The sequence below is a fragment of the Methylobacterium isbiliense genome, assembly GCF_022179325.1.
Lineage (GTDB): Bacteria > Pseudomonadota > Alphaproteobacteria > Rhizobiales > Beijerinckiaceae > Methylobacterium > Methylobacterium isbiliense.
Window position 1 is genome coordinate 77,209 of record NZ_BPQQ01000011.1, and the last position, 8,328, is coordinate 85,536.

Sequence of the window (8,328 nt, forward strand, 5' to 3'; positions counted from 1 at the left end):
GCCCCACCGCTCAGTGCGCCATGAAGAGGGGGACCGGACAGGAGCGGAGCAGCTCCTGCGTCACGCCGCCCAGAACCATCTCGCGCAGCACCGAGTGCGCGAAGGCGCCCATGACGATGAGGTCGGCCCCCTCGGTCGAGGCGTGCCGGCGCAAGCTGCCGGCGACGTCCCGATGCTCGGCCGCGAGCGTCGTGACCGTCACCGGCACGTCGTGGTGCGCCAGGCACGGCGCCACCTCGGCGCCCGGCACGCTGTGCGCGAGGTCCTTCTCGCCCGCCACCGACACGATCTCGACGTGGTTCGCCCGCTTGAGGAGCGGGAGGGCGTCGTGCAGGGCGCGGGCGGCCTGGGCGCTGCCGTCCCAGGCGACGAGGATGCGCTGGCCCGCGAAGGTCTCGACGCCGCGCGGCACGACGATCAGGGGGCGCCCGCTCTCGAACAGCAGGGTCTCGATCAGCCCGCGGTCGCCCGTCAGCATGCGCGGCTCGGCGTCGATCACGCTGAGATCGTGGATCCGGGACTGGCGGGAGAAGCTCGCCAGGACGCGGTCGTAGGGAAGATGGTCCGTCTCCGTGGTGCACAGGACGCCTGCGGCGGCGGCGTCGCCGCGCGCCCGCTCGGCCACCTCCTCCGCCAAGCTCCGCAGCCGGCGGTTCTCGGCGGCGACCAGCATCCTGACGAAGCGGCTGATCCAGCTGTGCGGCAGGACGAGCTTGACCGAGACCGCCTGGACGGTGGCGCGCGCGCCGGCCTGTCCGGCCAGCGAGAGGCCGTAGGCGAGCGCGCTCGACGGCGCCTCGTCCTGCATCTGCTCCGTTACGGCGATCAGGATGGTTCTGAGAGTGTCGATCATGGCCGTTCCCGTGTACGGAGAGCAGTCTCGCTGCAGGGCCGCGCCTCGCGTTGAGGTGGATCAAGACGGTGCGCCCGGATGCGGCGAGCCGCAATGTCGTGAAGCGGGCTCGGCTCGACCCGCAGTTGTCCTCGGCTCCCGTCCGAGAGTAGCGTCGTGCACAAGGGATGGATGCGGTCCGGGGTGGCGAGCGATCGGCCGGCGTCGGAGCGGTGCGGAGTCGGGGGCCACGTGGGGGCGCACGGAGACAGCGACCGCGGGGCGGGTCCCGCAGGGCGGTGCAGGCGATGACGAGCCCAGTCGATTCCTCCGGCGCGGAGCAGGGCGGCGACAGGCTGACCGCGGATGAACTCCGGCAGGCCCTTGACGAGGCGGGCCTCTGCATTTGGTCGCTGGACATTCCGACCGGCCGCGTCTCGGTCTCGCCGACCGGCGCCCGGCTCTTCGGCGCCCCGCCCGAGCAGCTCACCACCTTCGCGGCGATCCAGGCCCTGGTGCACCCGGACGACCGGGAGGCCCGGGCGGACGCCATCCGGGGAGCTCTGGAGCGCGGTGGAAGCTACCAGGTCGATTACCGTGTTCCGCGCCCCGACGGCTCCGTCACCTGGCTGCGCTCGCGCGGGCGGGTGGAGCTCGACCCGGCCGGTCGCCCGGCCCGGCACCGCGGGGTCGTGCTGAGCATCGACGAGCAGAAGCGAGCCGAGGCGGATCTGCGTGCCCGCGAGGCCCACCTGCGCTCGATCCTCGACACCGTGCCGGACGCCATGGTGGTCATCGACGCGACGGGCCTCATCCACTCCTTCAGCGCGGCGGCCGAGCGCCTGTTCGGCTACGCGGCCGGCGAGGTGGTCGGCCGGAACGTCCGGATCCTGATGCCGGAGCCGATGCGGGGCGAGCACGACGGCTACCTCGACCGCTACCGGCGCACGGGCGAGCGCCGGATCATCGGGACCACGCGGGTCGTGTCGGGCCAGCGGCGGGACGGTTCGACCTTCCCGATGGAACTCGCCATCGGCGAGATGCGCTCGGGCGAGCAGGTCTTCTTCACCGGCTTCATCAACGATCTCACCGAGCGCCAGCAGACCCAGGCCAGGCTGCAGGAACTCCAGGCCGAACTCGTCCACATCTCCCGCCTGAGTGCGATGGGCGAGATGGCCTCCACCCTGGCCCATGAGCTGAACCAGCCCCTCGGCGCCATCAGCAACTACACCAAGGGCTGCCGCCGCCTCCTGGCCCGGCCCGATGCCGAGGCCGTCGCCAAGACCCTGGAGGTGCTCGACAAGACCGCCGAGCAGGCGCTGCGGGCGGGGCAGATCATCCGGCGCCTGCGCGAATTCGTCACCCGCGGCGAGACCGACCGGCGGCCCGAACCGGTGGCGCGGCTGATCGAGGAGGCGAGCGCGCTGGCCCTGATCGGCGCCCGCGAGCAGGGGATCGCGGCGCGCGTCGCGCTGGACCCTCGCGTGGGCGCGGTCCTGGCCGACCGGGTGCAGGTCCAGCAGGTGCTGGTCAACCTGATGCGCAACGCCCGCGAGGCGATGCAGCAGAGCGAGCGGCGCGACCTCTGCGTCGAGGCGCGGCCCCACGGCGTGCGCATGGTGGAGATCGCGGTGTCGGATACCGGGCCCGGCATCGCGGACGACATCGCCGACCGGCTGTTTCAGCCCTTCATCACCACCAAGCGGAGCGGGATGGGGGTCGGCCTGTCGATCTGCCGTACCATCATCGAGGCGCATGGCGGCCGGCTGACGGTGGAGCGCAACGGCGACGGGGGCGCGACCTTCCGGCTGACCTTGCCGGCGACCAGGGAGGGAGGCCCGATCGATGGCGGCTGATGTCGTGCACGTGGTGGACGACGATGCGGCGATGCGGGATTCGCTCGCCTTCCTGCTCGACACCGCGGGCTTCCAGGTCGTGCTCTACGAGGACGGCACGCGCCTTCTCGACGCGCTCGCGGGAGCCGGGACGGGCTGCATCCTGACCGACATCCGCATGCCGGAGATCGACGGGCTCGAACTCCTGCGCCGGCTGCGCGCGGCCGGCCACACGCTGCCGGTGGTGATGATGACGGGACACGGGGACGTCCCGCTCGCCGTGGAAGCGATGAAGCTCGGCGCGTGCGACTTCATCGAGAAGCCGTTCGACGACGAGGTTCTCCTGCAGGCGTTGCATTCCGCGCTGCGGCGGGCGGATCCGGCCGAACCGGCCGATCCGGCGCTGCAGGCCTTCCTGCGCCGGGTCGCCACCTTGAGCGAGCGCGAGCGGCAGGTGCTGCACCACCTCGTCGGCGGCGGCACCAGCAAGGAGATCGGCCGGGCGCTGGCGATCAGTCCGCGCACGGTCGAGATCTACCGGGCGAAGCTCATGGCCAAGACGCAGGCGGGGAGCCTGCAGGAGCTGGTGCGCTGGGCGGTCCTGGCCGGCCTCGCCTGAGCCGGGTTGAGCCAGGTCAAGGCGATGGCGGGCGCCACCCCTCACGGTGGGCTCATGGAGGCGCTGACCTCGCTGCCGCGGCGATCATCATGTCGGTGAACCAGACCATCATCTACGTCGTGGACGACGACCCGGCCGTTCTGCACTCGACCCGCTTCCTGCTGGAGAGCGAGGGCTACCGGGTCGAGGGATTCGCCAGCGGCCACGACCTCCTGGCGGCGTTTCCCGGCCCGAGCCCGGGCTGCATCATCCTCGACCACGTCATGCCGGACCTGGATGGCCTCGAAGTCTTCAGGCGGCTGCGCGAAGTCGACCGGCACGCGCCGGTCGTCCTGATCACCGGACATCCGTCGCCGACCATCCGCACGCGCGCCCGGGAGGCCGGCGTGCCGGTGATCGAGAAGCCGCTCGCGCTGGAGATCCTCCTCGGCCTGCTCTCCGCCGACGGCGCCCGCACGGGGACGGCGGCGCGGCCTTGACGGCCCGTCGCGGTCGGGCAGCCCACCACGGGAGTTCGCGGGCGCGGCGGCTTGCGCGGAACGGCCCAAGGCGCAGCGTCACGGAGCACGGCGCGCGCTTTCCCCGGTCCGGCTGAACCCGGAGCCTGACAGGCCGCACCTCCTCCGCCTTGATCCAGCGCAAACGGCCGTCCGGGGCCGCCGCACCTACGTAGATGCCCTTACGGGGGCTCGCTTAAGCGACCGCCCGGAATGTCGTCCCGGGCCTGTCTCGGCCACTCTGCCCCGCGTTCAATACGAATGAGGACCAAGCCGATGACCGCCGAGATGACCCCGCCGACATCCTCGCTGGCGCGTGCGGGCGTCCGGCCTGTCCCGGCGGCCGTTTACGAGGGCGGCCTGTTCGCCGATTGCCCGGAGCTCATCGGCACGCCCTTCACGTATGCCCGCGACGAGGAGGTCTACGGCGAGGGCGAGGAGGCCGAGTTCGTCTACAAGGTGGTTAGCGGCGCCGTGTGCACCTACAAGGTGCTGAGCGACGGCCGCCGCCAGATCACCGGCTTCCACCTCGCCGGCGACCTGTTCGGGTTCGAGCACGGCCCGGCCCACCGGCACACGACCGAGGCGCTGGCGGACACCAGGGTGCTGGTCTTCTCGCGGGCGCAGATCGAGCGCGTCGCGACCGGCCGGGCCGATGTCGCCTGCCGGCTCTGGAGCCTCGCGGCGCGCGGCCTGGGGCACGCCCAGGACCACATGCTGCTGCTCGGCCGCCGTTCCGCCGTCGAGCGCGTCGCCGCCTTCCTGCTGGACGTGGACGCGCGCCTCGGCGGCACCGGCCGCTTCGCCCTGCCGATGACCCGCCGCGACATCGCCGACTATCTCGGGCTCACCATCGAGACCGTGTCGCGCACCCTGTCGCAACTGGAGAGCGAAGGCGCCCTGCTGCGGACGGGCAGCCGCGACGTCGCGCTGCGCCGCCGCCAGATCCGCCGCTGCATCGAGGATTGAGTGAGCGCGGACCGGCGCGGCGGGATTCTGCCGAGCGAGGGCCTGCGCGCGTCGCGCTCGTGAGGGACCGGAACGCTCGCCCGCCAAATGCCCGGTTCCCAGCTGCCCGGTCCATCGCTCCGCCGTGAGGAGGCTCGCCGTGTCCCATCCCATGTCCCCTGCCACCACCGAGCCCGCCGCGGCCGAGGCGCAGCCCGAGGGGGCTGGCCGGACGGGGTCCCAGGCGATGCTGCACCGCGTGACGCTGACGCTGGCGCGCTGCCCGCAGCATCCGGAAGGCAGCGCCGGACGCGGCTACGAGATCATCGCGCCCCTCGGGCCGGACGGTCAGCTCGATGCCGCCCTGTGGCGCGAGGTCCGCGACCGGTGCCGCGTGCGCCGCTTCTGGACCGGTGAGCCCGACTGCCACGGCCGCCTCGTGCACCGCGCGGGCGGCGCGGGCGGTGCGACGTGGCTGATCGACTACGACGACCGCACCACCGAGGACGACGAGCCGGGCTACCGCCTGGGCACGCACGCCTTCGTCGAGGGCGAGTACGTCTCGATCCGCGACGCCGGCGACGAGGCCTTCCACACGTTCAAGGTCGTCCGCCGCGGCCGAGGCATGGATCCGCACCGCCCGGACGCGGCGTGAAGGTCCCGAGACCGGACCGTCCGCACCGGCCGGGCGGCGAGGCCGATCCGCCGCCGCCGCGTCGACGTCCCGGAATTGACGTCTCGGGGAGCGCGGGCCGGCCGCCCTGCCCCGGTGCGCGCGGCGGCCGGGATCGCCCGACGCGCGCAGGGCGAGGGTGAGACCGATGCTGGCGATGGTTCTCCGGGAGCCGGGCGGCCGCCTCGTGGCCGAGTCCCGGCCGGACCCCGAACCCGGTCCGGGGGAGATCCGCATCCGGGTCGAGGCCTGTGCGGTCTGCCGCACGGACCTTCACGTCATCGACGGCGACCTGCCCCAGGCCGTCTACCCGATCGTCCCGGGACATGAGGTGGTCGGCCGCGTCGAGGCGCTCGGCCCGGGCGTGACGGGGCCGCGCCCGGGGCTGCGGGTCGGCGTGCCGTGGCTCGCGCACACCTGCGGCCGCTGCGCCTATTGCGAGAGCGGCCGCGAGAATCTCTGCGACCGGCCGGATTTCACCGGCTGCACCCGCGACGGCGGGTTCGCGACCCACCTCGTGGCCGAGGCCGCCTTCACGATCCCGCTCGACCCGTCGCTCGATCCGGTCGCCACCGCGCCCCTCCTGTGCGCCGGCCTGATCGGCTGGCGCAGCCTGCGCATGGCCGGCACAGCCGAGACCATCGGCCTCTACGGCTTCGGCGCGGCCGCCCACATCGTCGCCCAGATCTGCCGCTGGCAGGGCCGGCGCGTCCTCGCCGTCACGCGGCCCGACGATCGGCGCGCGCAGGATTTCGCCCGGTCTCTCGGCGCCGTCTGGGCGGGCGGCTCGGACGAGGCTCCGCCCGAGCCCCTGGACGCCGCCCTCCTGTTCGCCCCGGACGGACGCCTCGTGCCGGCCGCGCTCGGGGCCGTCCGGAAAGGGGGCCGGGTGGTCTGCGGCGGCATCCACATGAGCGACATCCCGCGCTTCCCCTACGATCTGCTCTGGGGTGAGCGTGCGGTGCTGTCCGTGGCGAACCTGACCCGCGAGGACGCCCGCACCTTCTTCGAGGTCGTGCCCCGCGCCGGGATCGTGACCCATACGCGCGCCTATCCGCTGACCCGGGCCAACGCGGCGATCCTGTCGCACCGGTCCGGACGGCTGGAGGGCGCGGCCGTGCTCGTGCCCTGACGCCGGCGCGGCCGCCCTTGAGCTGGATCAAGGCCGGCCGCGCCGGCGCGCGCGAGAGTGCCTGCACGCGCCGGACGATCCGGGCACGGGGGGCGTCATGAGGATCTCGACCATCATGGTCTCGCTCGATCTCGGGGCCGCGGCCGCGGATCGCGTGCAGCTCGCGGCCGGCATCGCCGCGCGGTTCGAGGCCCGGCTGATCGGCGTCGCCGCCCGGCCGGTTCCCGCCCTGCTGTCCGTTGGCGATGCGCGCGAGGCGGAACGCCTCTACGAGATCGAGGACCGCCGGGCGTACGAGCAGCTCGCGGAGGCCCGCGCCCTGTTCGAGCGCGAGGCCGGGACGGCGGTCGGCACATCCTGGCGTGCCGCGCTCGCCCCCCCGTTGGCCTACCTCGCCGAGCAGGCCCGGTCCGCCGATCTCGTCGTGGTCGGCCGGTACGGCCCCGCGGACGGGGATCCGGGCCTCATGGGCGTGATGGCGGGTGCGGTGCTGATGGAGTCCGGCCGGCCGGTGCTCGTCGCGCCGCCCGGAATCGAGCGCCTCTCGGCCCGGCGGGTCGTCGTGGCCTGGAGGGACACGCGCGAGGCGCGCCGGGCGGTTCACGACGCCCTGCCGTTCCTCGCCGGCGCCGCGGAGGCGAAGGTCGTGGCGGTGGGGCCGGGCGCGCACCATGACGGGATCGAGGATGTGGCCCAGTACCTCTCCGGCTACGGCCTCACCGCCACCGCGCACCTGCTGCCGACGCCCTCGGCGGGCATTGCGGACGAACTCGTCGCGTTCGCCCGGCGCGAAGAGGCCGACCTGATCGTCATGGGGGCCTACGGCCATACCCGGCTGCGGGAGTGGATCTTCGGCGGCGCCACCCGCGACATGCTCCGGACGACGCCCCTCTGCTGCCTGATGAGCCACTGATGCGCCTCCTCACCGCGATCCTCGTCGGCGCGCTCGCGCTCCCGCCGCTCCTCGCCGGTCCGGCCGGCGCCTGGGACCGCAGGGTGCAGCAGGGCGAGACCCTGGCCCGGACGAACTGCGCCCGCTGCCATGCGGTCGGGCGCCATGGGGCGAGCCCCCTGCGCGAGGCGCCGCCCTTCCGCGAGCTTCACACGCGCTATCCGGTCGAAGACCTGGGCGAGGCCCTGGCCGAAGGCATCCAGACCGGTCATCCCACCATGCCCGAATTCCGGTTCGATCCGGATCAGGTGCAGGCCCTCATCGCCTACCTGAAGTCCCTGGAGCGCTGAGCCGGGAGCGGCGGCGCCGCCGCTCCCGGCTCGTCCCCGCAAGCGCGATCCTCCCGGTCCTGTGTCGCGCGACGGCGCACCGGGCCGGTCCTCGCCCGGGAGAGCGGGGCGCCTCCCCCGCAGTCGCCTTTGATCTCGCGCCGACGGGCTGCTGGACTTGATCCACCGCAAGGCGTGCCGGCGTCCCGCGGCCCATCCCGGCGGCCTCGGGTCGTCCGGCCGGCCTTCGCCGGCCACCCGCGCACAAGGAGACGTCGATGCCAGAGGTGCTCAGGATCGAAACCGGGACATTCGCCATCGTGGAGGACGGTCTCTGGTGGCCGGGCATCTACGACAGCGCGAAGGCCGCGCTGCGCGCGACCGGCTTCCGGGAGGGAGCCCTCTCGCAATTGCAGCAGCGCAAGAACGCGGAGACCGCCGGCCGTCCCGGCGTCATCACGGCCGAGGATCTCGACGCCCTCGCGGGTGCCGCGCCGGGCGGCTAAGCAGATTTCGGAAAAGTGGTTGCCGGTTTTGCGATAAAAATCTGCGAAGAAACAAGAACCTAAGC

10 protein-coding genes are annotated in these 8,328 nt (G+C 73.2%); 9 read left to right on the plus strand and 1 reads right to left on the minus strand.

Going from position 1 to position 8,328, the window contains the following annotated elements; genetic code table 11:
- Window positions 1–10: 10 nt before the first annotated feature.
- Window positions 11–853 carry a universal stress protein gene (locus MFF61_RS05785; RefSeq protein ID WP_238234125.1) on the minus strand — a complete coding sequence of 281 codons (843 nt, stop codon included), beginning with the start codon at window positions 851–853 and terminating at the stop codon, window positions 11–13.
- A 287-nt stretch (window positions 854–1,140) separates the two neighbouring features.
- On the opposite strand from MFF61_RS05785, the gene MFF61_RS05790 reads away from it, so the two are divergent.
- The 9 genes from MFF61_RS05790 to MFF61_RS05830 all read left to right on the plus strand — a co-directional run bounded on the left by MFF61_RS05790 (window position 1,141) and on the right by MFF61_RS05830 (window position 8,263).
- Window positions 1,141–2,688, plus strand: coding sequence for a PAS domain-containing sensor histidine kinase (locus MFF61_RS05790; RefSeq protein ID WP_238234126.1), 1,548 nt, complete (start codon window positions 1,141–1,143; stop codon window positions 2,686–2,688).
- Window positions 2,678–3,286, plus strand: coding sequence for a response regulator FixJ (fixJ, locus tag MFF61_RS05795; RefSeq protein ID WP_238234127.1), 609 nt, complete (start codon window positions 2,678–2,680; stop codon window positions 3,284–3,286). Before MFF61_RS05790 ends, fixJ begins: the two co-directional genes overlap by 11 nt.
- 89 nt (window positions 3,287–3,375) lie before the next feature.
- Complete coding sequence (locus MFF61_RS05800) at window positions 3,376–3,765, plus strand: response regulator transcription factor (RefSeq protein ID WP_238234128.1); 390 nt, start codon at window positions 3,376–3,378, stop codon at window positions 3,763–3,765.
- A gap of 279 nt (window positions 3,766–4,044) precedes the next feature.
- Window positions 4,045–4,752: a helix-turn-helix domain-containing protein gene (locus MFF61_RS05805; RefSeq protein WP_373324610.1), complete on the plus strand. Its 708-nt coding sequence runs from the start codon at window positions 4,045–4,047 to the stop codon at window positions 4,750–4,752.
- A 151-nt stretch (window positions 4,753–4,903) separates the two neighbouring features.
- A complete protein-coding gene (locus MFF61_RS05810) occupies window positions 4,904–5,386 on the plus strand; it encodes a hypothetical protein (RefSeq protein WP_373324615.1) in 483 nt (160 codons plus the stop codon).
- Window positions 5,387–5,552: 166 nt separating this feature from the next.
- Window positions 5,553–6,536, plus strand: a complete 984-nt coding sequence (locus MFF61_RS05815; RefSeq protein ID WP_238234129.1) for a zinc-dependent alcohol dehydrogenase family protein — start codon at window positions 5,553–5,555, stop codon at window positions 6,534–6,536.
- 97 nt (window positions 6,537–6,633) lie between these two features.
- Complete coding sequence (locus tag MFF61_RS05820) at window positions 6,634–7,449, plus strand: universal stress protein (RefSeq protein WP_238234130.1); 816 nt, start codon at window positions 6,634–6,636, stop codon at window positions 7,447–7,449.
- On the plus strand, window positions 7,449–7,778 hold the full coding sequence (locus tag MFF61_RS05825; RefSeq protein WP_238234131.1) for a c-type cytochrome: 330 nt from the start codon (window positions 7,449–7,451) through the stop codon (window positions 7,776–7,778). The genes MFF61_RS05820 and MFF61_RS05825 overlap by 1 nt, the downstream gene beginning before the upstream one ends.
- Window positions 7,779–8,035: 257 nt before the next feature.
- On the plus strand, window positions 8,036–8,263 hold the full coding sequence (locus MFF61_RS05830) for a hypothetical protein (RefSeq protein ID WP_238234132.1): 228 nt from the start codon (window positions 8,036–8,038) through the stop codon (window positions 8,261–8,263).
- Window positions 8,264–8,328: the final 65 nt, after the last annotated feature.